General features: G+C 68.7%; 22 protein-coding genes. 10 read left to right on the top strand and 12 right to left on the bottom strand.

Features of this window, described 5'->3' with window-relative positions; translation table 11 throughout:
* Positions 1 to 2: 2 nt before the first annotated feature.
* Entirely contained in the window at positions 3 to 311 is a 309-nt protein-coding gene (locus tag ACWPN5_RS26290) for a hypothetical protein (RefSeq protein WP_492298728.1), read from the bottom strand.
* On the opposite strand from ACWPN5_RS26290, the gene ACWPN5_RS26295 reads away from it, so the two are divergent.
* From ACWPN5_RS26295 to ACWPN5_RS26315, 5 genes are all read left to right on the top strand, one after another.
* Positions 208 to 1,644 carry a methyl-accepting chemotaxis protein gene (locus tag ACWPN5_RS26295; protein ID WP_492298719.1) on the top strand — a complete coding sequence of 479 codons (1,437 nt, stop codon included), beginning with the start codon at positions 208 to 210 and terminating at the stop codon, positions 1,642 to 1,644. The two genes, ACWPN5_RS26290 and ACWPN5_RS26295, sit on opposite strands and share 104 nt — an antisense overlap.
* A gap of 278 nt (positions 1,645 to 1,922) precedes the next feature.
* On the top strand, positions 1,923 to 2,687 hold the full coding sequence (locus ACWPN5_RS26300; protein ID WP_247888187.1) for a substrate-binding periplasmic protein: 765 nt from the start codon (positions 1,923 to 1,925) through the stop codon (positions 2,685 to 2,687).
* 7 nt (positions 2,688 to 2,694) lie between these two features.
* Positions 2,695 to 3,531 carry a substrate-binding periplasmic protein gene (locus tag ACWPN5_RS26305; RefSeq protein ID WP_492298290.1) on the top strand — a complete coding sequence of 279 codons (837 nt, stop codon included), beginning with the start codon at positions 2,695 to 2,697 and terminating at the stop codon, positions 3,529 to 3,531.
* Between the two features lie 13 nt (positions 3,532 to 3,544).
* Complete coding sequence (locus tag ACWPN5_RS26310; RefSeq protein ID WP_492298292.1) at positions 3,545 to 6,586, top strand: response regulator; 3,042 nt, start codon at positions 3,545 to 3,547, stop codon at positions 6,584 to 6,586.
* A gap of 42 nt (positions 6,587 to 6,628) precedes the next feature.
* Entirely contained in the window at positions 6,629 to 7,036 is a 408-nt protein-coding gene (locus tag ACWPN5_RS26315; RefSeq protein ID WP_492298294.1) for a response regulator, read from the top strand.
* 37 nt (positions 7,037 to 7,073) lie between these two features.
* Here the strand turns inward: ACWPN5_RS26315 and ACWPN5_RS26320 are convergent, their stop codons facing one another.
* On the bottom strand, positions 7,074 to 8,303 hold the full coding sequence (locus ACWPN5_RS26320) for a sensor histidine kinase (RefSeq protein ID WP_492298295.1): 1,230 nt from the start codon (positions 8,301 to 8,303) through the stop codon (positions 7,074 to 7,076).
* A 402-nt stretch (positions 8,304 to 8,705) separates the two neighbouring features.
* On the opposite strand from ACWPN5_RS26320, the gene ACWPN5_RS26325 reads away from it, so the two are divergent.
* Positions 8,706 to 8,966 carry a hypothetical protein gene (locus ACWPN5_RS26325; RefSeq protein ID WP_247888189.1) on the top strand — a complete coding sequence of 87 codons (261 nt, stop codon included), beginning with the start codon at positions 8,706 to 8,708 and terminating at the stop codon, positions 8,964 to 8,966.
* Entirely contained in the window at positions 8,963 to 9,400 is a 438-nt protein-coding gene (locus ACWPN5_RS26330; protein WP_145681783.1) for a hypothetical protein, read from the top strand. The genes ACWPN5_RS26325 and ACWPN5_RS26330 overlap by 4 nt, the downstream gene beginning before the upstream one ends.
* 46 nt (positions 9,401 to 9,446) lie before the next feature.
* Here the strand turns inward: ACWPN5_RS26330 and ACWPN5_RS26335 are convergent, their stop codons facing one another.
* The 8 genes from ACWPN5_RS26335 to ACWPN5_RS26370 all read right to left on the bottom strand — a co-directional run bounded on the left by ACWPN5_RS26335 (position 9,447) and on the right by ACWPN5_RS26370 (position 16,850).
* On the bottom strand, positions 9,447 to 10,223 hold the full coding sequence (locus ACWPN5_RS26335) for an SDR family NAD(P)-dependent oxidoreductase (protein WP_200476401.1): 777 nt from the start codon (positions 10,221 to 10,223) through the stop codon (positions 9,447 to 9,449).
* Between the two features lie 55 nt (positions 10,224 to 10,278).
* A complete protein-coding gene (locus ACWPN5_RS26340) occupies positions 10,279 to 11,193 on the bottom strand; it encodes an SMP-30/gluconolactonase/LRE family protein (RefSeq protein WP_492298298.1) in 915 nt (304 codons plus the stop codon).
* Positions 11,190 to 12,725, bottom strand: a complete 1,536-nt coding sequence (locus tag ACWPN5_RS26345) for a tripartite tricarboxylate transporter permease (RefSeq protein WP_014241796.1) — start codon at positions 12,723 to 12,725, stop codon at positions 11,190 to 11,192. The genes ACWPN5_RS26340 and ACWPN5_RS26345 overlap by 4 nt, the downstream gene beginning before the upstream one ends.
* 18 nt (positions 12,726 to 12,743) lie before the next feature.
* Positions 12,744 to 13,271, bottom strand: a complete 528-nt coding sequence (locus tag ACWPN5_RS26350) for a tripartite tricarboxylate transporter TctB family protein (RefSeq protein ID WP_137117596.1) — start codon at positions 13,269 to 13,271, stop codon at positions 12,744 to 12,746.
* Positions 13,272 to 13,329: 58 nt separating this feature from the next.
* On the bottom strand, positions 13,330 to 14,295 hold the full coding sequence (locus tag ACWPN5_RS26355; protein ID WP_492298300.1) for a Bug family tripartite tricarboxylate transporter substrate binding protein: 966 nt from the start codon (positions 14,293 to 14,295) through the stop codon (positions 13,330 to 13,332).
* Positions 14,296 to 14,398: 103 nt separating this feature from the next.
* A complete protein-coding gene (locus ACWPN5_RS26360; RefSeq protein WP_492298302.1) occupies positions 14,399 to 15,049 on the bottom strand; it encodes a 2-dehydro-3-deoxy-6-phosphogalactonate aldolase in 651 nt (216 codons plus the stop codon).
* Between the two features lie 5 nt (positions 15,050 to 15,054).
* The gene (locus ACWPN5_RS26365) at positions 15,055 to 16,047 is read right to left on the bottom strand and encodes a 2-dehydro-3-deoxygalactonokinase (protein ID WP_492298303.1); all 993 of its coding nucleotides are present in this window, start codon (positions 16,045 to 16,047) and stop codon (positions 15,055 to 15,057) included.
* On the bottom strand, positions 16,011 to 16,850 hold the full coding sequence (locus ACWPN5_RS26370) for an IclR family transcriptional regulator (protein ID WP_040136541.1): 840 nt from the start codon (positions 16,848 to 16,850) through the stop codon (positions 16,011 to 16,013). The genes ACWPN5_RS26365 and ACWPN5_RS26370 overlap by 37 nt, the downstream gene beginning before the upstream one ends.
* 280 nt (positions 16,851 to 17,130) lie before the next feature.
* Here ACWPN5_RS26370 and clpB point away from each other — a divergent pair, with 280 nt between their 5' ends.
* Together clpB and ACWPN5_RS26380 are read left to right on the top strand one after the other, a co-directional pair.
* Entirely contained in the window at positions 17,131 to 19,797 is a 2,667-nt protein-coding gene (gene clpB, locus ACWPN5_RS26375; RefSeq protein WP_145681794.1) for an ATP-dependent chaperone ClpB, read from the top strand.
* 145 nt (positions 19,798 to 19,942) lie between these two features.
* Positions 19,943 to 20,536 carry a class I SAM-dependent methyltransferase gene (locus ACWPN5_RS26380; RefSeq protein ID WP_200476391.1) on the top strand — a complete coding sequence of 198 codons (594 nt, stop codon included), beginning with the start codon at positions 19,943 to 19,945 and terminating at the stop codon, positions 20,534 to 20,536.
* Between the two features lie 5 nt (positions 20,537 to 20,541).
* Here ACWPN5_RS26380 and ACWPN5_RS26385 read toward each other — a convergent pair whose 3' ends face one another.
* Positions 20,542 to 21,360 (bottom strand): cytochrome c oxidase assembly protein, encoded by an 819-nt coding sequence (locus ACWPN5_RS26385; RefSeq protein ID WP_492298306.1) that lies wholly within the window; start codon positions 21,358 to 21,360, stop codon positions 20,542 to 20,544.
* Between the two features lie 74 nt (positions 21,361 to 21,434).
* Positions 21,435 to 22,244: an FCD domain-containing protein gene (locus ACWPN5_RS26390; RefSeq protein WP_247888190.1), complete on the bottom strand. Its 810-nt coding sequence runs from the start codon at positions 22,242 to 22,244 to the stop codon at positions 21,435 to 21,437.
* A gap of 372 nt (positions 22,245 to 22,616) precedes the next feature.
* Between ACWPN5_RS26390 and lldP the strand changes: the two genes are divergently transcribed.
* Positions 22,617 to 24,305, top strand: a complete 1,689-nt coding sequence (lldP, locus tag ACWPN5_RS26395; RefSeq protein WP_145681798.1) for an L-lactate permease — start codon at positions 22,617 to 22,619, stop codon at positions 24,303 to 24,305.
* Positions 24,306 to 24,651 lie beyond the last annotated feature (346 nt).

The raw sequence follows: 24,651 nt of genomic DNA on the forward strand, positions 1-24,651 counted from the left end.
TTTCATTTTGTATCACCAACGCGGTAAACGATCAGAGTATGACCATTTGAAATCTCACATTGCGATAAATTGAATTGAAATTCATGATTAGTGTTACCTAAATCAATTTTGGATACGGTTACCCAGCCACCTTCACACGCCTCTGGTGATACCATGTTCAAGCTCATCTCTGCGGGACGCGCGGAAGCTAAAGCCAAGCTCGCGGCATTGGATGCCGCCCAGGCCATCATCGAACTTTCGCCGGACGGCATTGTTCTTTCCGCAAACAAAAATTTCATTGCCGCGCTTGGCTGCAGCCCGGATGAGATCAAGGGTCGTCCCTGGTCGTCCGTTCTCTCCCTTCGAGGCGAGGAGGGTGGCAACCCCAAGGCCGTGTGGGATGCGCTGCGGCGCGGCGAACCGCGGTCCGGGGAATGCCTGTTGGTTGACAAGGCGGGACGGGAAACCTGGGTCCACACGCTCTTCACCCCGATCCGCGACGACGCGGGACGGACGGTCATGGTCGTGGCCTACGCTGTGGACATCACCGCCGGCAAACACCGCTCCGCCGATCAGGAGGGGCAGATCGCCGCGGTCAACAAATCGCAGGCGGTCATCGAATTCGACATCAACGGCAATGTCCTGACGGCCAACGCCAACTTCCTCGCCATCATGGGTTACCGGCTGGAGGAGATCACCGGTCGGCATCACGCCATCTTCGTGGCGCCGGAGGAGCGCAACAGCGAAGGCTACCGCCGCTTCTGGGACGCGCTCCGGCGCGGCGAGCATCAGACGACGGAATTCCGGCGGATCCGCAAGGATGGCGGCGACGTCTGGATCCAGGCCAGCTACAACCCCGTCTTCGACCCGCAAGGCCGTCTGGTCAAGGTCGTCAAGTTCGCCACCGACACCACGGAGCGGGTCAAAGAGCGGTTGAACCGCGCCGACATCGGGCGCGCGGTGGATGGTGACCTCGGCCACATCACCCAGTCCATCGCCGATGCCAACCGGCAGGCCGCCGCCGCCGCGAACGCCGCCGCCCAGACCAGCCACACCGTCCAGTCCGTCGCCGCCGGGGCCGAGGAACTCGTCGCGTCCGTCAACGAGATCAGCCAGCAGACCGCCACCGCCTCGGTCATCTCGAACGAGGCGGTCGGCGAGGCCGAGCGGATCGGCGCGACCGTCGAGGAACTGGTGGAGGCCGCCAAGCGGATCGGCCTGGTGGTCAAGATGATCTCGGACATCGCCAACCAAACCAATCTGCTGGCGCTGAACGCCACCATCGAGGCCGCGCGGGCCGGCGAGAACGGCAAGGGCTTCGCGGTGGTCGCGACGGAGGTGAAGGCGCTGGCGACCCAGGCGGCCAAGGCGACGGAGCAGATCACCTCGCAGATCGCCCAGGTTCAGGGCGCCACCGATTCCGCCGCCCGCGCCATCAGCTCGATCGGCGGGACGATCCGCAAACTGAACGGCATCTCCGCCGCCATCGCCTCCGCCACCGAGGAGCAGAGTGCCGTCGTCCGCGACATCTCCGCCCACATGCAGGCCACGGCCGACGCCATCGCGACGATCAGCGGCAACATGGCCGGCATCGCCCGCGCCACCGAAGACGCCGCCCAATCGACCGGAAAGGTCAAGGCGCTGTCGCGCACCCTCGCGGCCTGATGAACGTCCCGACAGACGACAGCGGGCATTGAGGGAAAGGAGAGATAAAATCCGATCGGCGCCGTTTCGGCGGCATGCTCCGGAATTTTAGCAACTTATAAGATTAATGATCGCCTTGACCGGTCCGTCCGCGATGGTATTGTCACGGCCGAGCCGGAATTTGAACCGGCGGACGCGCCGATGTTCAATCGGAGCGCTGCGCGCCCCCGGCCATGGAACGCCGGACGGGCGCCGCGCTCCATCGTTCCGCTATGCCGAGGCAGCCTATGCACCGCCTGATGCCGTTTCGCACCGTCGCGACCTTGTGGCTTGCCGTCCTGCTCTCCGTCCCGGCGGTGCTGTCCGCCGAGGCGGACGAGGTCTACCGGGTGCTGACCTGGAGGATGGCTCCCTACGCGATGGTGGACGAGCAAGGCAAGCTGACCGGCTTCGAGGTGGAGATCGCCCGCGCGCTCTGCGACACCATGGGCATCCGCTGCGAGATCACCGCCCTGCAGTTTCCGGAAGTCCTGGACCTGCTCGACCGCAACGCCGCCGACTTTGCGGTCGCCAGCATCCTGAAGACTCCGGAGCGGATGAAGAAATACCTCTTCACCGACCGCCACAAGCGGTCCAGCTCCAGCTACATCGGGCGGGCCGGCGAATGGACGCCGGGCGTGGCGCCGGACCTGAACGGGAAGCGCGTGTCCGTCACCCGCGGGTCGAAGCAGTATGATTACCTGACCGCGAAGAACACCGGCTGCACGGTGGTGATCTACGACGATCAGGCGGAGGCGCTGCGCGCCGTCCTCGACGGGCAGGTCGATCTGGCCCTGGCCCCGACCGCCGTCACCGTCCATCTGCTGACCAGCGCCGAGGGGGAGGCGCTGGAGGTGGTGGGCGACCCGCTGACCGAGAGCGGGCTGGGCGGTGAGTCGGCCATCGCCCTCCCGCTGGGGCGCGAGGAGTTGCGCGACCGCGTCAACATGGCGTTGCGGGCCATCCTGGCGGACGGGCGCTACGACGCCATCAGCTCCCGCTTCCTGCCCTTCCGGATGTACTGAGGCCCCCATGGGTTTCCGCATGCGCTTCCCCACGGCACACGCCATCCTGACCGCCGCAGTCCTGACCGCCTCAGTCCTGCTCGCCGGGCTCACGCTGCCGCAGCCGGCCGGGGCCGACGCGCCGCCGCCGGCCGGCCGGCCGCATCTGCGCGTCGTGGTCATCGACCATTCCCCGCCCTTCAGCGACCGCGACGCCGACGGTCTGCTGGTCGGCTTCAACATCGACTTCGGGCGGGAGCTGTGCCGGTCGCTGGGCGTGGTGTGCAGCTTCGACGCGGCGCCCTTCAAGCAGATCATCGACGACGTCGCCGCGGGCCGCTACGACATCGGCTTCGGCAATGTCCTGCGCACGCCGGACCGCGAGCAGCGGCTCCTGTTCTCCATTCCCTATTGGCGGTCGAGCACCAGCCTGGTCGGGCGGCGGGGCGTGCCGGAACTGGGCCTGGAGGAGGCGATCCGCAGCCGGCGCATCGCCGCCATCCGCGGTTCGCGGCAGCATGCGGCCCTGCTCCGTCTCGCCGACGCCGATCCGGCGCTGCAGGCCAACGTGGTCCCCGTCTCCACGCTCGACGACCTGTGGGAGGCCATGCGCAACGGCCAAAGCGAGATGGCCATCGGCCCGACGCTGAACGTGGTGCATTTCCTTCTGTCCGACTCCGGGGACGGTTTCGAGACCATCGGCACCCCGATGTCCGAGGACGGGCTGGGCGGGACCGTGCACATCGTCTTCCCGCCCGGTCAGCACGACCTGAAGGCGTCGGTGGACCGGGCGCTGACGGCCCTGCGCAACGACGGCACCTACCAGCGGATCAACCGCAATTACTTCCCCTTCGACATCTACTGAACCGGAACCGGCCATGACGCCCGCCCGCGACCGCAGGCATCCCCGCGTACGGCTGCAGCCGGCGATTCTCACCGGCGGCGCTATCCTGCTGGTGCTGATCGGTCTGCTGTTCCTCGGCATCGTCGGGGAGCAGGGCAAGATGGAACGGCTGGCCGCCGACAGCCAGGACCGCATGGTGCCGCTGATCCTGGAACGCCAGCGCGCCGTTGTGAATCTGGAGCGGCTGAAGCAGTCGGGGGCGATCGTCCTCTCCGCCGACGATCCCCGCCGCCGCCGCGAGGCGCTGCTGGCCGCCCAGGCCCTGGCCTTCCACCCGACCTTCCAGTTCGATCCCGCGCTGAAGCGGCAGGTGACGGACGCCTATGCGGTCATCCGGCAGGTCTCCTCGGCGAAGGCCCGGCGGTTGGAGGGCGCCACAGCCGGCGACGTCAACGCGTCTGCCGAGGAGGAGCGCCTCGCCGAGAAATGGGCGCAGACGCTGGTCGAGCTGAACGCGGTCGGCGACCGGCTGCTGGTCGACGTCACCGAATTGACGGCCGGCCGCCTCGGCCAGATCCAGGAGCGCACCCGTCTGGTGTCGCAGGTCATCCAGTTCGCCTTCGTCGCCGTTCTGGCGATCTTCATCGCCGCCGGGCTGCTGATCCGCCGCCATGTGGTGCGCCCGCTGCTCGCCGCCGCCGAGGGCCTGCGCCGCATCGGCGAGGGCGAGCGCGACATCCGGCTTCCCGGCGCCCGCACGCAGGAGCTGGACAGCATCCAGAACGCCGTCGTCCGGCTGGGCACCCAGGCCGAGGAGCTGCGCCTGACCCGCGACCGGGCGGAGGCGGCGTCCGAGGCCAAAGCCAGCTTCCTCGCCAACATGAGCCACGAGATCCGCACCCCGATGAACGCGGTGATCGGCCTGTCGCATCTGGCGCTGAAGACCGACCTGACGCCGCGCCAGCGCGATTACGTGCTCAAGATCAGCCAGTCCGGCCAGCATCTGCTGGGCATCATCAACGACATCCTGGATTTCTCCAAGATCGAGGCCGGGAAGCTGAGCGTCGAGCGCACCGGCTTCCATCTCGACAAGGTGCTCGGCACGCTGGCCGACCTGATCGCCGAGAAGGCCGCAGCCAAGGGTCTGGAGCTGATCTTCGACGTCGCCCAGACCGTGCCGAGCGACCTCATCGGCGATCCGCTGCGCATCGGGCAGATTCTGGTCAACTACGCCAACAACGCGGTCAAATTCACCGAGCGCGGCGAGATCGCCATCATCGTCCGGCTGGAGGAGGAGGCCGGCGAGGAGCTGCTCGTCCGCTTCGAGGTGCGCGACACCGGCATCGGACTGAGCGACGAACAGAAAAACCAGCTTTTCCAGAGCTTCCAGCAGGCCGACGCCTCGACCACCCGCAAATACGGCGGCACCGGCCTGGGTCTGGCCATCTCCAAGCGGCTGGCCGAGCTGATGGGCGGCGCGGTCGGGGTGGAGAGCGCGCCGGGCCGCGGCTCCTGCTTCTGGTTCACCGCCCGGCTGGGCCGCGACAAGCCGCGCCGCGTTCTGCTGCCGCGGCCCGATCTGCGCGGCCTGCGCTGCCTGGTGGTGGACGACAACGAGAACGCCCGCATCGTACTGACCGACATGCTCGCGGCCATGTCCTTCACCGCCGAGGCCGTCGAATCCGGTCAGGCGGCCATCCAGGCGGCACGGCTCGCGGCGCGCGACGGCCGGCCCTTCCGCGTCGTTCTGCTCGACTGGCAGATGCCGGGCATGGACGGGCTGGAGACCTCCGCCGGCCTCGCCGCGCTGGAGCTGGAACTGGCCCCCCACCACATCATGGTCACCTCTTACGGCCGGGAGGAGGTGCTGAAGGGCGCCGAGAACACAGCCATCGAAGAGGTTCTGTTCAAGCCGGTCAACCCGTCGGCCCTGTTCGACGGCATCATGCGGGTTCTCGGCGCCGACGAGGCGGCGACGGACGTCGCCCCGGCGCCGGCCGACGCGCCGGCCGCTGATCTGTCGCGCCTGCGCGGCGCGCGCATCCTGCTGGCCGAGGACAACGACCTGAACCAGCAGGTGGCCTGCGAACTGCTGGGCGACGCCGGACTGGTGGTGGAGGTCGCGGAGAACGGGGCCATCGCCGTGGCCATGGTGCAGGCGGCATCCTACGACCTCGTGCTGATGGACATGCAGATGCCGGTCATGGACGGCATTGCCGCGACCCTGGAAATCCGCCGGCTGGGCTTCGACGCTCTGCCCATCGTCGCGATGACCGCCAACGCCATGCAGGCCGACCGCGACCGCTGCCTGGACGCGGGCATGAACGACTATCTGGCCAAGCCCATCGATCCGGAGGCGCTGTGGGCCACACTGCTGGCCTGGATCATGCCCCGCCCGGGGCTCGGCGCCGAGGCTCCCCTTCCCCTCCCCGTCCGGATGGCGGAGGAGGAGGGCGACCTGCCCGTCGGCGTTCCCGGGCTGGACACCGCCACCGGACTGTCCCGGGTGCTGGGCAAGCGGCGCCTCTACCTCGACCTGCTGCGCAAGTTCACCGCCGGGCAGCGCGGTGCGACGGCCGCCATCCGCGCGGCGCTGGACGCGGGCGACCTCGCCACGGCGGAGCGCTGCGCCCACACTTTGAAGGGGACCGCCGGCAACATCGGCGCCCACCCCGTCCAGGACGCCGCCGAGCGGTTGGAGGCGGTCATCCGCAACGCCCGGCCACGCCCGGAGATCGACGCGCGGCTGGCCACGCTGGAGCCGCCGCTCGGCGCCCTCCTCGCCCATCTGGAGGCGGCGCTGGCACCGGCGGGCGCCAGCACGCCGTCCGGAGCCGACGCCATCGCGGTCGATGCGGACGAACTCCGCGCCCTGTGCGACCGGCTCCGCCAGCTTCTGGTCGACAGCGACCCGGACGCCGAGGAGGCGCTGACGGCGAACGCCGGCCTGCTGCAAGCCGCCTTCCCCGACCGGTTCGAGGCCATCGCCAGCCAGATCCGCAACTTCGACTTCGACGAGGCCGCCGCGACCCTGGACGCGGCCCTGGCCGGGCGCGGCGTGGCCGCGCATTCCTGATCAGACGCCGGCCCGCCGGCTCCCCCACATCGGAACGATTTCATGGACATCGCATCGGCCGCACCGGCCCCCGCTGCGCCGAAGGCCACGATCCTCATCGTGGACGACACGCCCGACAACCTGAAGCTGCTCAGCGGCCTGCTGAAAGACAGCTACCGGATCAAGGTCGCCAACAACGGGCGAAAAGCGCTGGAGATCGCCGGCGCGTCGCCCGCGCCCGACCTGATCCTTCTGGACGTGGTCATGCCGGAGATGGATGGCTACGCGGTCTGCGCCGCCCTGAAGGAGGCGCCGGGAACCCGGAACATCCCGGTGATCTTCCTGACCGGGCGGGCCGACGAGGCCGACCGGGAGCGCGGCTTCGCCCTGGGGGCGGTGGATTACATCGCCAAGCCGGTCGATCCGCCGACGGTGCTGCAGCGGGTCGCCGCACGGCTTCCGGTATCCTGACCGCCGCCCTTCGCGCCAGCCGCCGTCCGAACCAGCCTCAGGCCGACACCTCCGCCAGGGCGGACACCCGCCGCGGCATGCGCACGACGAAGGTGGCGCCGCCGCCGGGCAGGCTTTCCACCTCGATGGTTCCCTGAAGCACCTGATGGACGAGGTTGAAGGCGATGTAGAGCCCCAACCCCGGAAACTCGATGCCCCGGCGCGTGGTGAAGAAGGGGTCGAACAGTTTGGGCAGATGTTCCGGGTCGATCCCCTTGCCGTCGTCGGACAGGCGCAGTTCCACCCAATCCTCCTCCCGCGGTGTCACCGACAGGGTGACCCGCCCGCTCTGACCCGGACGGAAGGCGTGGTCCACGGCGTTGCGGATCAGGATGGACAGCACCTCCGACAGCGGGCCGGGATGGCTGTCGATGGTCAGGCCGGCGGGGCAGCAGACGGTGAGGCTGTGCCCGCCTTCTCGCAGGTGGGGATCGAGCCCGAACAGCGCGTCGGACAGATAGTCCTTCAGGTCGAACACCCGCCGCTCCGACCCGGCGCGGTCCACCACCACCTGCTTGAAGCTCTGGATCAGGTTGGCCGTGCGCACGATGTTGGTGGTGACCAGCAACGCCCCTTCCCGCGCGTTCTCCAGGAAGCGGGCGAGGTCGGACTTGCGGATCGCCCCGCTCTGGAACTGCGAGGCCAGCGATTCGACCAGTCCGGAGAGATGGGAGACCGCGGTCAGCGCCACGCCGATCGGCGTGTTGATCTCGTGCGCGACGCCGGACACCAGCAGGCCCAGCGCCGCCATCTTCTCCGTCTGGATCAGGTGCTGCTGCGTCTCCTCCAGCCGGCTGTGCGCGGCCCGCACCTCCTCGACGGTGGCGCGCAGCGAGTCGGCGGTGGCCTTCAGCGACAGGTGGTTCTTCACCCGCGCCAGGACGATGGGGGGGCTGATCGGCTTGCTGATGTAATCGACGGCACCCAGATCGAGACCGAACTTCTCGTCCTCCACCGAGGTGCGCGCGGTGAGGAAGATCACCGGAACGTCGCTTGTCCGCGGATCGGCCTTGAGGCGGCGGCACACTTCATAGCCGTCCATGCTCGGCATCATGACGTCGAGCAGGATCAGATCGGGCGGTTGGTCGGAAAAGGCGATGCGCAGGGCGGCGTCTCCGTTGTTCACGGTCTTGACCGTATAAATGGATTTCAGGTGGCTGCTCAGCAGCGACAGGTTGTCGGCGGTGTCATCCACGATGAGAATCGTCGCCTTCGTCGGTGCTCCCATATCCGCCCCTTCCTCTTGCGGCGGAAAAGACGATCCGGCACTCCCCCGCTTGGGGGCGCCGGCCACAACCAGCGCTTCTCCAGCCTGCAGAAACACCCTCGTCCGCCGAAAGAGACCTTACAACGCGATTTTTTATCGTCCAAGACAATTTATCGGTGCCGGTTGGGCGCAACACTCTCCCGAATTCTCATTACCTGAAGAAAAAACAACTTAATTTTACGCATCTCCCTAATTCACAAACCGCCATATCCGGCGGGGGAACCGGCCGGCGCCCAGAGGCGTTTCCGTGTCCGCAGGCGGCGGCCGCGGCGCGAAAAAGTGGTAGCCCGCCCCCACCCGTCAAACTGTCACAGACCGCTCGTATAGTCCGTCCAACTTTGGAAATGCCTCGTGAATCCAGCCATGCCGACGCCGACACACACCCGAATGATCCAGCCCGCCTCCGCACAGACGCTGCATTGCGCCTGCTGCGGGCGTCCGTTCACCCGCGCCTCCGGCCGCGGCCCCGCCCCGCTCTACTGCTCGGCGGACTGCCGGACGCAGATCCGCATCCGCCAGCGGGTCTGGTCGAGCCGGCCCGGCTATGCCGCTGCGAACGGCACGGCCAACCACCGCCCCACCCAGTTCGAGCCCACCCTGTTCGAGACGGCCTGCGCATCATGATGAAGCTGGTGATCCACGACCGCCATTCCGCCGCCGGGCTGATCCTGCCGGAGGTCGGCCAGATGCGTGACGTCGTGCGTGCCCTGCGTGGGCTGGAGACGGTGGACAGCGCGTCGGTGCTTCTGGAGGCCTTCGCGCGGCGCTGCCTGGAGGCCGGCGTGGCCTTCGATTCGACGGACCCGCTGACCGCCTGCTCCTTCTGCACCCATCTGGTGGAGGTGGAGGTCCATGCGGAGGAGGGCGCGGCGCCCGTCCAGTTCGTCCGGCTCTACGACCGCGACGCCGACGGCATCCTCTGCCGCCGCCATCACGGCACCCTGCACGCGGTGGCCCGGCAGTTGCGGTGCGAGGACGGCGTGCCCTTCCCCACCCTGCCGGCCATCGCCGCCAAAACGGCGGCCTTCACCGCCGCGATCCCGCCGCGCCCGCTTTGAGCAAGCGGACACGGACGGGACAGCCGATCATTGCGGCCTGTGCCCGTTACGGCATGTACTGGCCGCCGTTGACGTCGAGAACCTGCCCGGTGATGTAGCCGCTGCAGGCGTGCGACGCGAAGAACAGGAAGGTTGGAGCGCACTCTTCCGGGCGGCCGAAGCGGCCCATCGGGAAGCCGGCGCCGATGCGGGCCTTGGTGTCCTCGTCCTTGTCGGCGTGGAAGGCCGTGTCGAAGGTCCCCGGCGACACCATGTTGAATCGGATGCCATCCTTCGTGTGGAAGGCCACCCAGTTCTTCTGGATGTTGTGCAGCCACGCCTTGGCCGCGCCGTACAGGCCGGCGCCCGGACCGCCGCCGGTGTAGCCGGCGACCGAGCCGACCGAGATCACGGAGGAGGTGGTGCCGTTCTGCGCCGCCGCGGCCTTCAGGTGCGGCAACGCGTGCTTGGTCACCATCAGCGCGGAGCGGGAGTTCAGGTCGGTCACCGCGTCGAAGAACGCGTCGTCGATTTCCGGCAGCGGCTTGCGCGCGACCAGGCCGCCCGCGTTGTTGACGAGCACGTCGATGCCGCCGAAGCGCTCCACGAACGCCTCGACGAGCGTACCGCACGCCGCGCTGTCCGACACGTCGGCCTGGAGGAAGACGACCTCGCCGCCCAGCCCGTTCAGACGGGCCAGCGTGGCCTCCAGGTCCGCCGGAACGCGGCGGCCGTTCATGGCGACCTTGGCGCCGGCGCGGGCGAACGCCTCCACCGCCGCCAGGCCGATGCCCTGGGTGGAACCGGTGATGAGAACGCGCTTGCCCTTCAGATCGTCAAACATTCCTTGCCTCTCGTGTCTTGGTCTTGACGTTCCCTCTCCCCTCCGGGGAGAGGGTTCAAACAGCCAGGCGGGGTTCCGGCAGGCCCTGGGCGCCGGGATCGAACATCAGGACGCGCCCGCCATGCGGGTCCTCGGCGAGGTCCGCCGGCCCGCGGCTGAGCGAGGTGACCAGCATCGTCCGCAGGTCCGGCCCGCCGAAGGCGCACATGGTCGGCTTGCGCATCGGCACCTCGATGCGGCGGTCAAGGTCGCCGTTCGGGGTGAAGCGCTTGATGCAGCCCTCGTCCAGGCAGCAGATCCAATAGCAGCCGTCGACGTCCACCGCGGCGCCGTCGGGACGCCCGACCATCGCCCGCATGTCGACGAAGGGCCGGCGGCTGACGGCGGTGCCGGTGTCCGTGTCGTAGTCCCAGGCCCAGACCATCCGCACGTCGCGGTGGCTGTCGGACGCGTAGAGCGTGCGCCCGTCCGGGCTGAAGGCGGAGCCGTTGGGAATGATGTAGCCGCCGGTCCCGGTTTCGGTCAGCCCGTCGGCCCGCGTGAAGCGGTGCCACAGGCCGGAGGCGTCGCCCTTGCTGATGTCCATGACCATGCTGGACAGCCAGAACCGCCCCTGCCGGTCGCAGCGCCCGTCGTTGAAGCGCATGCCCTCCTTGGGGAAGCGGTGGGTGGCGAGGGCGGTGACCACCGCCTCCCCGCCTTCGCCCGGCAGATCGACGTCGAAGACGCCGGTCTCGCAGGCGCAGACCGCGCCGCCGTCCGGACGCAGGACGAGGCTGCCGATCATCTCCGGCAGGGTCCAGCGGCGGTGGGCGCCGCTGGAGGGGTCGAGCCGGTGGATGGTCCGCGCCGGGATGTCGATCCAGGTCCACGAGCCTTGCTCGGCGTCCCAGACCGGGTTCTCGCCAGTGCCGTTGCGCAACTCGGGATCGAAGACGGCCTCCAGGCCAACACTCGTGACGGTCGTCATTTCGCGGACCCCACGGTGCCGGCGGCCGCGCCGTCCGCGGTCGGACCGTTGCCGCCGTTGCCCCGGAAGTAGCGCAGCAGCGGCAGCGCCAGGGTGATGACCGCGACGGTCAGCAGGCCGAGCGTGATCGGACGGGTGTAGAGGAAGTCCAGGCTGCCGCCCGACAGCGACAGGGCGCGGCGGAAGCTCGCCTCGGCCATCGGACCCATGATCAGGGCCAGGACGACCGGCGACGCCGGATAGTCCCAACGCTGCATGAAGAAGCCGACCACGCCGACCGCCAGCATGATGCCCACGTCGAACATGCTGTTGTTGATGGCGTAGGCGCCGACGACGCAGAGCGCCAGGATGAGCGGCGTCAGGATGGCGCGCGGCATCTCCAGCACCTTGCCCATCAGGCGCAGCGACGACAGGCCGATGATCAGCAGGGCCGCGTAGCAGAACAGCATGCCGGCGAACAGCGTGAACACCAGACCGGCGTGGTCCTTGAACAGCAGCGGACCGGGCTGGAGACCCTGCATGGTCAGCGCGCCCAGCATGACCGCGGTCACCGCGTCACCGGGAATGCCGAGCGTCATCATCGGCAGGAGGTCGCCGCCGGTGCAGGCGTTGGCACCGGATTCGGCGGCCGCGACGCCTTTGATCTCGCCCTTGCCGAAGTTCTCCGGGTTCTTGGAGAAGCGCTTGGCCTCGTTGTAGGCGACGAAGGACGCGATGTCCGCACCGGCGCCGGGGATGATGCCGACGATGATGCCCAGACCCGACGAGCGGAGAATGGTGAAGATCAGGCCCTTGAAGACGCTCCAGGGCGGGATGATCCGGCCGATGTAGACCTTGACCTCGGCCCGCGTCTCCGGCTGGCCCAGCGACTTGAAGGCTTCCGACGCCGCGAACAGGCCGATCATCACCGGGATGAAGGGAACGTTCAGCAGCTCGTTGAAACCGCCGGTGAAGCGCGGGAAGCCGGCCATCGGGTCGAGCCCGACGGTGGACAGCAGAAGCCCGAGGAAGCCGGCGATCAGCCCCTTGACCAGGGAGTCGCCCGACACGCTGGTGATGATCGACAGGCCGAACACCGCGAGCGCGAAGGATTCGGCGGCGGAGAATTCCAGCGCGATGCCGGCCAGCAGCGGCGCCAGGAAGATCAGCATGAAGACGCTGAGGAAACCGCCGAAGCAGGAGGACAGCGTCGCCGTGCCGAGCGCGAGGCCGGCTTGGCCCTTCTGGCTCAACGCGTAGCCGTCCATGGCGGTCGCGGCGGCGGCCGGGGTGCCGGGGATCTTGAGCAGGATCGCGGTGATCGAGCCGCCGAAGATGCCGCCGAAGAACACGCCGCACAGCATCAGGATGGCCGAGACCGGGTCCATGCCGAAGGTGAAGGGCAGCAGGATCGCGACGCCCATGGTGGCCGTCAGGCCGGGCAGCACGCCGATGATGATGCCCAGCGTGACGCCGATCAGGGCGAGCAGAAGCGGCAGGGGTTCGCTGGCCAAGTTGGCGAAGCCCTGAAGGAGCATGTCGATTTCATACATCTTCCATCTCCTCGCTGACTAGAACTCGCCCGTTTCGAACAGGCTTCCGTCCGGCAGCGGGATCTGCAGGGCGTACAGGAACACCAGATAGAGGAAGGCCGTGACCGCCACCGCGATGATCGGGGCGCGGACCCAGCTGCGCATGCCCATGAGCCGCATCATGCCGATGAGGAACACCACCGTCGTGGGCAGGTAGCCGATCAGGGACAGCATGTAGATGTAGATGGCGGTCGCGACCACGCCGATGGCCACCCGGTGGAACCGGAACGCCTCGGCCGGGGCTTGCGGCTCGGCGGGTGCGGCCTGGGCGCCGCGCTTGGGCATCAGCCGGCCGATGACCAGGATCGCGCTCAGGACGAGCAGCGCACCCGCGTAAATGATCGGAAAACGGGCCGGCCCGACATCGGTGTCGAGGCCGGCCATCGTCGGAAAACCGCCCGACACGACGATGGCCGCGACGGCGACGGCGGCGACCACGGCGCCGGCGAAGAGGTCGGCCGAACGCGGCGTTCCCGACCCCGGAGTTCCACCAGAGGAATGGCTCATTGGACGTCTCCACGCACGGGGCACGGGCGGTGGACGCCCGCGCCCCTGTCTTTCCTGATTACTTCGCCATTCCGAGCTTGGTCATCAGGTCCTTGAAGAAGGCGTTGTCCTTCTTGATCATCTCACCGAACTCGGGACCGTCGGCATAGGCCAGGGTCAGGTTCATCTTGGTGAGGGTCTCCTTGAAGGCCGGCTCGTTGGCGGTCGCCTTGGACGCCTCGCGCAGCGTATCGACGACGGCCTGCGGGGTCTTCTTCGGAACGACGATGCCGCGCCAGGTGTAGACCGACAGGTCGATGCCCTTTTCCTTCACGGTCGGGACTTCCGGGAAGGCCGCCGAACGCTCGTCGCCCATGACGGCGAGAATGCGCAGCTTGCCGGCGGCGACGTGGTTCACGACCTCGGCCGGGCTGACGCTCACCGCCTCGATGTGGTTGCCGAGCAGGGCGGTCACCGCCGGGTTGGCGCCGTCATAGGGGATGTGGCTGAAGCTGGCGCCCGTCTTCTCCTGGAGCGCCGCCGCGGCGAGGTGCCAGATGGCGCCCGTGCCGGAGTTGCCGATGCGCACCTTGCCCGGGTTGGCCTTGGCGTTGGCCAGGAAGTCCTCGAAGGTCTTGAACGGCGAGTTGACGTTCACCGTGATGGCGCTCGGCTCGGCGTTCAGGCGGGCGATCGGGGTGAAGTCGTCCGCGGTGAAGCGGGCGATGCCCATGTGCGGCAGCATGGTGAGTTCCACCGTGCCCATGCCGATGCGGTACCCGTCCGCGCGGGCGGCCATGATCTCGGTCAGGCCAACGGCGCCGGCGCCACCGGTCTTGTTGACCACGCCCATCGACTGGGGCAGGTGCTTCTTGGCCGCGTCGGCGTAGGCGCGGGCCACCAGATCGGTGCCGCCGCCCGCCGCGTAGGGGACGGTCAGCTCGATCGGCTTGGTCGGATAGCCGGCGGCCTGCGCGGCCACCATCATCGTGGCGGAGGTCAGCGCGCCGACGACGGCGCCGGTGAGGAAACGATAGCCCTTCATGAGCGTTCTCCCTGGAACTTTGCTTGTGGTGAGGAGGGGGAGGAGAAAGCCCGCGGCGCGTTCTGCGACCGGCCGCGGATTGATGCGCTGTGCCGTGGATCGGTCAGCGCGGGTTGAGGCGCCGCCACGCGGCGACGAAGGCGTCCGCCCGGACGCCGACCTCGGCGGCGGACAGGCCCGGCGCATACAGCGCGGACCCCAGCCCGAAGCCGGCCACGCCGGCCTCCAGGAACGGCGCCATGGTGTCCGGGGCGATGCCGCCCACGGGCAGCAGGCGGGTGCCGGCGGGCAGGATGGCGCGCATCGCCTTGATGATGCGCGGCCCGACCAGCTCCGCCGGGAAGATCTTCAGGGCGTCGGCCCCGGCTGACAGCGCTGCGAAAGCTTCCGTCGGCGTGGCGATTCCGGGCAGGCTGACCAACCCCGCGGCCTTGGCGGCGCGGATCACCGCCGTGTCGGCGTGCGGCATGACCACCAGATCGGCGCCGATTTCCTTGAGCCGGGCCACCTGCTCCACCGCCAGGACCGTGCCGGCGCCGACCAGCGCGTCGCGCGGCAGCAGCCGGCGGACGGCGGCGATGCTCGTGAACGGATCGGGCGAGTTCAGCGGCACCTCGATCATGCGGAAACCGCTGTTGTAAAGCGTCTGCGCGACACCCTCCGCCTCCGCGGGGGTCAGGCCGCGCAGGATGGCGACCAGCGGCAGGGCGGAAAAGGCGGCGTCGAAGCGGGCCTTCAGGGAATCATCCGACATGTTCGTCACTCCCCCGCCAGCGCGATCAGGCCGGCGGCAACGGCAAACTGGAAAAGCCCACGCGGGGCGGTGTTCTCAAGCCGGTCGGTGGGCTCGACGCCCAGCAGTTCCAGGCCGCGCACGTAGCGGCGGCAGAGCGCGCCCTCGCCGATCAGCAGAAGCGGACGGCCCTCATGCAGCTCGTTGCGCATGTGGCCGAGGCCGGAGACCAGCTCGTGGCCGATCAGCAGGCCGGACAGGTAATCCTTCAGAAGCTCCGCCGGCATGCGGCGGGTGATGCCGAGCGTGCGCGCGGCGAAGATCTGGTGCGTGAAGTCGCCCGGCCCGCTGGCCTGCGCCGCCCGCACGCCCTCGGCGAAGGCGGCGTCGGACTCGGCCTCCGCCGGGGCGGTGTCCGCCGGCATCAGCCGGCCGAGGATCGAGTGCTTGCACAGCACGGCGAAGGTCTCGCCGGTCATGTAGGTGGAGAAGCGGATCATGCGTCCGCCGACGATCTCCACCCATTTGGAATGGGTGCCGGGCAGCACCATGCAGGCGTCGCGGCCCCAGTCGGGACGGTCGGCCAGCACCCCGGCGATCTGGATCTCCTCGCCGCGCAGGATGTCCGGCGGGCCGCTCGGCGGGTCGTAGAGGACGCCCGGCGCGATCAGGATGCGGGAGCCCGACGCGCTCTCCACCGGGATGGCCTGCGAGGCCAGGGTGGTCGTGTCGGCGGGGCAGCGGACATAGGGGGCCTCGCGCCAGCCCTGGGCGCTGCCGACCATGCCGCCGGCCACAACCGGCAGGCCGGGATATGCTGCCAGCCAGTCGCCGCACAGGTCGGCGAAGGCCTGCTCGAAGCCGGCGATGCCCGGCATCGGCAGGTTCTGGATGCCGTGCGCGTTGGCGCGCTGGTCCAGCACCCGCCCGTCGCCGCCCATCAGGAAGCCGCGCAGGCTCGACGTTCCCCAGTCGAGGGCGATCAGCGATGCCCCGACGCCCGTTCGTCCCGTTTCCATCCCAAATCCTTTGAAATCGCGTCGGCGACCGCCCGGACCACGGGTCCAAGCTCCTCCATCCGTTCGTCCGGCATGTAGGGCACGGCGCTCGCCACGCTGATGGCGGCGACGACCTGGTTGCGGACGTCACGGATCGGCGCGCCGACGCAGCGGATGCCGATTTCGTTTTCTTCAAGGTCGAAGGACCAGCCGCGGTCCACATAGGCGGCCAGCCGGGATTCGAACTCCGGCCAGGGCGCCAGCGGGGGCCGTTCCGGCGCCGCCGCGGTCAGGCGGAGCGCGTGTTCGTACAGCTCGGACCAGCGCTCGCGCGGCAGGCCGAGGAGAAGCGCCTTGCCAAGCCCCGTGGAGGCCAGCGGCATGCGCAGGCCGATGCGCGACCGCATCTCCAGCCCGCGCGTGTTCGGAATCTTGTCGAGGTAGAAGACCTCCGCCCCTTCGACGACGCCGAGATGGACGGTGTCGCCGGTCTGGCGGGCCAGTTCCTCGATGTGCGGGCGGGCGATGGCGACCAGCGGGCGCTGCTCCAGCGCGCGCATGCCGAGCGCGATCAGCTTCGGCCCAAGCAGATAGCCCTTGTAGGGCACGTGGTGCAGATAGCCGTCCTGGGTCAGGCTGTTGAGCATCCGGTGCGTGGTGCTGCGCGGCGTGCCCAGCCGGGCGGCGATGCCCTTCACGTCACCGATGCCCGCCGCCACGCATTCCAGGAGGGCGAGGCCGCGCATCAGCGTCTGGGTTCCGGAGGCCTGCGGCTTCTCCGGCGACGCTTGTGCATCGAGCGGATTTGCTCCGATGCCGGCCATATCCTCCCTCCCGCGTTGTTGTCCGATATCTGGCATATCAGTTTCCACCACTTTATGAAGGCGTACGGAGTGTGTCAAATAAATAAATCTTTGTCCATATAGTGAGACAATGGCAGCGCAAGACAGCCTTGCCCCACGGTCTGGGCGGCCGTCTTGACCGGGGCGGGGCTCCTGCCCATCTGTTCCCTTGAGGCGACCGGGGCCGCGCATGGTGCGGGCCACACAGGCCGTCTTCCCGCGCCTTCGCAAAGGGCGGGAACCATAACGAACGGAGTGCCTGATGGACTTCGGTCTGTTCACCGACCGTGCGCGCGGCGTCATCCAGGCTGCGCAACTGGCGGCTCTCGCCGGACGCCACCAACAGCTCGTCCCCGAACATCTCGTGAAGGCCCTGGTCGAGGACGCCGACGGCGTGCCCGCCAAGCTGATCCGCGATGCCGGCGGCGACCCCGAGCTTTTGAAGACCGCCGCCGAGGAAACCCTCAACCGCCAGACCCGTGTGGATGGCGAAGGGCCGCACCCGATCTTCATGTCCCCGGCGCTCGCCGGCGTGCTCCAGAACGCCGTCGAGACGGCGCGCGGGGCCGGCGACAAGTTCGTCTCCCCCGAACGGCTCCTCGAATCGCTGGCCGCCCAGGGCGGCGCCACCCGCGCGCTGTTCCACCGCGCCGGTGTCGATCCCGCGGTGCTGGTCGAGGGCGTCGAGTCGCTGAGCAAAAACCGCCCGGCCGATCGGCAGGAGGATGCCCAGATGGGCGAGGCGCTCGCCAAATACGCCCGCGACCTGACGGAAGAGGCGCGGCAGGGCCGTCTCGACCCGGTGATCGGGCGCGACGACGAGATCCGCCGCACCATCCAGGTCCTGGCCCGGCGCACCAAGAACAACCCCGTGCTGATCGGCGAACCCGGCGTCGGCAAGACCGCCGTTGTGGAGGGTCTGGCCCAGCGGCTGGCCTCCGGCGACGTGCCGGAGGGGCTGAAGGACCGGCGCGTGCTCGCGCTCGACCTCACCGCCCTGCTGGCCGGCGCCAAGTTCCGCGGCGACTTCGAAGAGCGGCTGAAGGCCGTCCTGTCGGAGGTGCAACAGGCGGCGGGCCGCATCATCCTGTTCATCGACGAGCTGCACTCGCTGATCGGTGCCGGCCGCACGGACGGCGCCATGGACGCCGCCAACATGCTGAAGCCCGCGCTGGCGCGCGGCGAGCTGCGCTGCGTCGGCGCCACCACGCCGGACGAGTACCGCAAGTACATCGAGAAGGACGCCGCACTCGCCCGCCGCTTCCAGCCGGTGAACGTGGACGAGCCGTCCGACGAGGACGCGGTGTCGATCCTGCGCGGCATCAAGGGCAAGTACGAGGTGCACCACGGCGTGCGCATCGCCGACGCGGCGGTGGTCGCGGCGGTGCAGCTCTCCGCCCGCTACATCGCCGACCGCCGCCTGCCCGACAAGGCCATCGATCTCGTCGACGAGGCGGCCAGCCGCCTGCGCATGGCGATCGACAGCAAGCCGGAGGCGCTGGACGCCGTCGGCCGCCGCGTCGCCCAGTTGAAGATCGAGCGCGAGGCCCTGAAGTCGGAACCGGACGCCGCGTCCCAGGAACGTCTGCACAAGCTGGAGTCCGAACTTGCGGTGGACGAGGCGAAGCTGACCGCCATGGAGGAGGAATGGCGCGTCGGGCAGTCCCGCCGCACCGAGGGCCGCCGCCTGAAGGAGGAACTGGACCAGGCCCGCACCAAGCTGGAGCACGCGCAGCGCGACGGCGACTGGGCGAAGGCCGGCGAGCTGGCCTACGGCGTCGTTCCCGACCTGGAGAAGCGTCTGGCCGAGGCCGAATCCCGCGCCAACGCCGAGCGGGAGGAGGTCACGGCGAAGGACATTGCCGCCGTGGTCACCCGCTGGACCGGCATCCCGGTGGACCGCATGCTGGACAGCGAGCGGCAGCGGCTGAAGGGCATGGAGGACCGGCTGGCCGAGCGCGTCGTCGGTCAGGCCGAGGCGGTGCGCGCCGTGTCCAAGGCGGTGCGGCGGGCGCGGGCCGGGTTGAAGGACCCGAACCGCCCGACCGGCTCCTTCCTGTTCCTGGGTCCGACTGGCGTCGGCAAGACGGAGCTGGCCAAGGCGCTGGCCGCCTTCCTGTTCGACGACGAGACCGCGGTCACCCGCGTCGACATGTCGGAGTATATGGAGAAGCACTCCGTCGCCCGCATGATCGGCTCGCCCCCGGGCTATGTCGGCTATGACGACGGCGGCACGCTGGCCGAGAAGATCCGGCGCCGGCCCTATCAGGTCGTCCTGCTGGACGAGGTGGAGAAGGCCCACCCGGACGTGCTGAACGTGCTGCTCCAGGCGCTCGACGACGGGCGGCTGACCGATGGGCAGGGCCGCACGGCGGACTTCCGCCACGCGATTCTGATCATGACGTCGAACCTGGGGGCGGACGCCCTGACCGCGCTCGGCGAGGACGACAGCCTGGAAGGGGCGCGGATCGAGGTGATGGACGCGGTGCGCCGCGCCTTCCGGCCGGAGTTCCTAAACCGGCTGGATGACGTGCTGATCTTCCGCCGGCTGGGGCGCGAGCAGATGGCCCACATCGTGGACATCCAGCTCGCCCGCGTCGCCGACCGTCTGGCGGAGCGCGGCCTGTCGCTGACCGCCGACGACGCGGCCCGCGCCCGGCTCGCTGACCTCGGCTGGGACCCCGCCTTCGGCGCCCGTCCGTTGAAGAGGGCGGTGCAGAATCTGGTGGAGGACCCCATCGCCGAGCGGCTGCTCGACGGCGAGGTGGACGAACGCTCGACCCTGCACCTGTCGGCGCGGGACGGCCGCCTGACGCTGGACGGGGTGCCGGTCGAGGAGGACCGCGCCACCGGCTTCAAGGCCCCGGAACGGCCGCCGCTGGGCTTCGCCCTGACCGGCGGCGGACGGAGCAGCGCCGCCGTCCACTGAGCGTGACGCGACACGAGAACCCCGGTCCGCAAGGGCCGGGGTTTTTCGTTGAGCGCGTTCCCCAGCGCACCGACGATCTCCGGCTGTCTGTGGTAAGCAGGGGACGGTCGCGCCGTCATCGGCGCATCATGCGGAGAGCCGGGGAATGAGCGGACGGAACGGATACGGTGAAAACGCGACAGCGCTCACCGAACAGTACGAGAGCGTGGCCTTCGCCGATGTGCATCGCGATGTGCTCCACCTCTTTCCCTCCCGGCCGAGCCGCGTCCTGGACATCGGCGCGGGCACCGGACGGGACGCGGCCGCCCTCTCGCGGCTCGGTCATGATGTGACCGCCGTCGAACCGACGCCGGAGCTTCGCAGCGCGGGAATGCGCATCCACGCCGCGACGCCGATCCGCTGGCTCGACGACAGCCTGCCGGAACTGACCGTGCTGCGAGGCGACGGCGGACGCTACGACGTCGTCCTGCTCACCGCCGTGTGGATGCACCTCGATGAGGCCCAGCGAGCCATCGCCATGCCGCACATCGCGTCCCTCCTGAACCCGAACGGCCGGGTTGTCATGTCCTTGCGGCACGGCCCGGTGCCGGCGGGGCGGACCATGTACGACATCTCGGCCGCCGAGACCATCGCGCTTGCCGCGTCCGTCGGCCTTCGCTGCATCCATCGGAACGACCGGGAGGACATGCTCGGCCGCGGCGACGTGTCCTGGAGCTTCCTCGGATTGGAGGCGCGCTGACCGCCTTACGACCTCTGCCGCTCGGGCACCATCAGCCAGCGCGCCAGCGCGTAGAGATTAATCCCCACATAGACCGCCGCCCCGACCACCCCCATGATGAGGCCGCCGAGTTGCTGGTCGGCGAGCGCCGACAGGCCCCAGGGCGCCGTCGTCTCCAGATGGTAGACGAACAGCGGCTGCGGGGCGAAGATCAGCAGGGCCGCCAGGATGGCGAGATGCACCGAGGTGCCGAAGGCCGACAGCAGCCCCCGCCCCCGCATCGCCCCATCGTCGGGGGCCAGCACCGTCCGCCACGCGGCCACCGCGCCGACGAGCAGGCTGGCGTGCATGACCCACAGCACCGCGTCGAAGCGCAGCGCCGCCATGTAGGGTCCCGGCAGGTGCCACACCCAGAGGAACAGCCCGAACAGCCCCCAGGCGATTTCCGGAACGGCCAAAGGTGACGCCAGGACCCGCGCCCAGTTGGGCCAGCGGAGCTCGCCCATCGGCCAGGACAGGACCAGCAGGGGCGCCGCGACCTGGATGGTCAGGAGATGCTGGACCACCCGCGCCGAGAACAGGGCGGAGGTCAGGTTGCACAGCGGCGACACGAAGGCGGCGAACAGAACCAGCCAGCCGGCGGCAAAGCACCAGGGCTGGTGCCGCGCCATCCCCGCTCCATGCCGCCGCACCACCATCGCGTATCCCGCGGCGGCCAGGGCGAAGACGGACAGCAGGACCGGGTCGCCGTTCCAGGCGCTCCAGAACCCGTCCGGCACCGGTGGGGCGCCGCAATAGGGAATGATAGACGGCAGCGTTTCGGCGAGCGGCGTTGCGGTGGACACGGCTGGACCTCCCTTGGTCGACAGCCGTGTAAAACCGGGAATGGCCCTCGGGTTCCCAAACGCCGCCCTTTGGCTCAGGCCCGTTCGGCGGTTTCGATCAGGTCGGTGCGCCCGATACGGCGCAGGGAGGCCTCAAGCCGCGTGTCGTCCTCGCGGATTTCCCGCAGGGTGTGCAGCGTGAACATCACATGCGCCTCCGCCGCCGTGTGGGCGGCCTCGGCGTCGCCGGCCAGCACCGCGTCGACGATGGCCAGATGCTGCTCCAGCAGCAGGTCGCGCACGCCGGGCCGCGTGTAGAGCCGGTCGCGGTTGTAGAAGACGTCGTTGCGCAGCATCTCCGACAGCGCGCCCATGATGTGCAGCATCACCGTGTTGTGCGCCGCCTCGTAGAAGGCGAGGTGAAGCTGCGCGTCCACGTCGGCCTCCTCCGACGGATCGTCCTTGCCATGAGCGTCGCGCATGCGCTGGGCCAGGGCGCGGATCGCCTGACGGTCGAGGTCGGTCGCCCGCTGCGCGGCCAGCTTGGCCGCCGCCGCCTCGATGGAGGTGCGGAACTCCAGGTAATGGAAGGGCGCGTCCGGGTCGGACTGAAGCAGCGCCGCCAGCGGGGCGGCGATGGGCGCCAGGAACTGCGCGATGTGGGTGCCGTTGCGCCCGGAGACGAGCAGCCCGCGCTCCTCCAGCTTCTCCAGGGCGTCGCGCAGCGACGGGCGCGAGACGTCCAGCTTCAGCGCCAGATCCCGCTCCGGCAGCAGCTTCTCCCCCGGACGCAGCACGCCCTCCCGGATCAGCGTCTCCAGATGGTCGGCGATGGCGTCCGCCAATTTGGCCGGCTTGATCATTCCCTTGCCCTGCCCCTTGCCCTGCATCCGCAGAAATCCCATCCGATCCCGAAGGTTAGATATCGTCACGGCTTCCGCGCGTCCAGCCCAACCGCACCCCATGGCACCGTTTCCCGATCGCAGCGCTATCGAAGGGGGTCAGGTGGTAATACCACGGGCAAGAAAAAGTCTCTCACGACGCCGACGGTAAATTGAATTTTCCCTATTGCCAACCATTGCGACCCAATGTATCCGTTCAGAGCCTTTGGTCATATGTTTTGACCGGAGCCCAACCCAAGAAAAAACTGATCTCCACGGTCGAACGGCCATGGAATGACAGGCGGCGCGCGTCCGGATAAGACGTGCGGATCCGGGCTCCACTCATGGTCGCTGGCCAAAGCGCAGAACCGAGAATCTGCGGCATAGGTAGGAAACATGCAGCCCTGGACACAAGTCTACGATCCCGCGGGTAACCTTTGGCTTTCGGCACTTGTGGCCGCGTTGCCGATCATCTTCTTCTTCATCGCGCTGACGATGCTGCGCATGAAGGGCCACGTCGCGGGCACCATCACCGTCGCCATTTCGCTGGCCGTCGCCATCCTGTTCTACAAGATGCCGGTCGGCATGGCCCTGGCGTCCGCCGGATACGGCTTCCTCTACGGCCTGTGGCCGATCGCCTGGATCATCGTGGCCGCCGTGTTCCTCTACAAGATCACGGTCAAGACCGGTCAGTTCGAGATCATCCGCTCGTCGGTGGTGTCGATCACCGAGGACCAGCGTCTTCAGATGCTGATGGTCGGCTTCTCCTTCGGCGCCTTCCTGGAAGGGGCTGCGGGCTTCGGCGCGCCGGTCGCCATCACCGCGGCGCTGCTGGTCGGGCTGGGCTTCAACCCGCTCTACGCCGCCGGTCTCTGCCTGATCGCCAACACCGCCCCGGTGGCCTTCGGCGCCATGGGCATTCCGATCATCGTCGCCGGTCAGGTCACCTCGCTCGACCCGTTCCGGATCGGCGCCATGGCCGGCCGCCAGCTGCCGCTGCTGTCCGTCTTCGTGCCCTTCTGGATCATCATGATCATGGACGGCTGGAAGGGCGTGCGCGAGACCTGGCCCGCCATCCTGGTCGCCGGCGGCACCTTCGCCGTCACCCAGTATTTCACCGCCAACTTCATCGGGCCGGAGCTGCCGGACATCACCTCCGCTCTGGTCAGCCTCGTCAGCATCACCGTCTTCCTGAAGTTCTGGAAGCCCAAGGCGATCTTCCGCTTCCCCAACTCCCCGCTGCCCGCCGGCCCGGTGCCGCAGTCGGTCGGCGCCATGGCGTCGAGCGAGTTCAACGCCCAGCGCGGCTACAGCGCCGGTGAGATCGCCAAGGCCTGGTCGCCCTTCCTGATCCTGACCGTGATCGTCACGATCTGGAGCCTGAAGCCCTTCAAGGCGCTGTTCGCCAAGGGCGGCGCGCTGGCCGACACGGTGCTGTACTTCCCGGTCGCCGGGCTGGACAAGCTGGTGCTGAAGGCCGCCCCGATCGTCGCCTCGCCCAAGCCCATCGAGGCCGTCTACAAGCTCGACCTGCTGTCGGCCACCGGCACGGCCATCCTGATCTCCGCGATCATCACGATGGTCATGTTGAAGATGCGCCCGGCCGACGGCGTGAAGACCTTCGTCGAGACGGTCGGCGAGCTGAAGCGCCCGATCTACTCGATCGGCATGGTCCTGGCCTTCGCCTTCATCGCCAACTACTCGGGCCTGTCCTCGACCCTGGCGCTGCTGCTGGCCGGCACGGGCGGCCTGTTCCCGTTCTTCTCGCCGATCCTGGGCTGGCTGGGCGTGTTCCTCACCGGCTCCGACACGTCGAGCAACGCGCTGTTCTGCGGCCTGCAGGCCACCACGGCGCAGCAGGTGGGCGTGTCCGACGTGCTGATGGTCGCGGCCAACACGACCGGCGGCGTCACCGGCAAGATGATCTCCCCGCAGTCGATCGCCGTGGCCTGCGCCGCGGTGGGTCTGGTCGGCCGCGAGTCCGAACTGTTCCGCTTCACCGTGAAGCACAGCCTGTTCTTCGTCGCGATCATCGGCGTCATCACCATGATCCAGGCCTACATCCTGCCCTGGATGATCCCGTAAGCGTCGACGTCCGACCCCCCTTCCCCCTCCCCCGGGGAGAAGGGGCGTCATCCACTGCCGAGCTTTATTCCCTACGGCGCCGCTCGGCCTTCCATCCGGTCGGGTGGCGCCGCTTTCTTTGTGCGCCTTGTTTTTTATGCATTGCAGCATCACAGCGCTGCGTTTGGTCAATTCATTTTACCATTGCGGCCGCCCAGCAAATCGATTATCCGACGTACTGACTGTGGCACCCAACAAGCCGTCCCCCCGACGGGCGGAAACAAACGTCGCCCCAGCACCCGCAACCCGGACCGGCGATCACGGAGGAGTCGTCGCGCGGTCCCAGATCCGGAGGCCCCGAGAACCG

The organism is Azospirillum sp. UENF 211521 (assembly GCF_058780535.1).